Raw genomic sequence first — 688 nt, forward strand, 5'->3', positions numbered from 1 at the left:
GTCCGTGGTGATGTTCTGGTTGCGGATCCGGTAATTGTCGAGGAACCACTTGTCGGTGACGCCAACGAGGTCCCAGCCGGCGCGCCAGCGCGGGTTGATGTAGAACCGGCCCCGGGACTCGACCGAGCCGCGGAAGTCCCGCTCGCCGGCGCCGAGCGGGCTCGGCAGGAAGGCCGAAGGCGTGGTCTGCGAGATGCCCGACAGGCGCAGGTTGTAGAAGCCGTTGTCGACCCGCTGGCGGAACTCGCCCTGCGCCAGGAGGCCCTGGCGGCTGAGCACGGTGGGCGTCAGGGTCAGGTCGAAGTTCGGCGCGAGGTCCACGAAATACGGGATCGACACGCCGGTGCCGAGCGCCGTCGTGCTGACGAAGCGCGGCGTCAGGAAGCCGGTCTTGCGCTTCACCGTCGGGTCCGGCGCCTCGAAATACGGCAGGTAGGCGACCGGGATCCCGGCGAGTTCGAGGGTCGAGTCGTCGAAGTAGACCGTGTGGCTCTCGTTGTCGTGGATGATCTTCTTCGCCTTGATCTGCCAGAGCGGCGGCGTCTCGGGATGGTCCTTGCAGGGCTCGCAGGCGGTGTAGCTGCCGGACTCGAAGCTCGTCTGCTCGCCGTTCAGGCGCTCGGCCCGGGGCGCGGAGAAGCGGGTGCGCACGGTCTCGAACTTGCGCTGCACCGTCTGCTGGCCGCGG

General features: G+C 68.3%; 1 pseudogene. It reads right to left on the reverse strand.

Features of this window, described 5'->3' with window-relative positions:
* Nucleotides 1-688 (reverse strand): annotated as a pseudogene (locus tag OXS27_RS32410) (LPS-assembly protein LptD); the annotation flags it as partial.

Origin of the sequence: Methylobacterium sp. GC_Met_3 (assembly GCF_026540775.1) — a bacterium.
GTDB lineage: Bacteria > Pseudomonadota > Alphaproteobacteria > Rhizobiales > Beijerinckiaceae > Methylobacterium.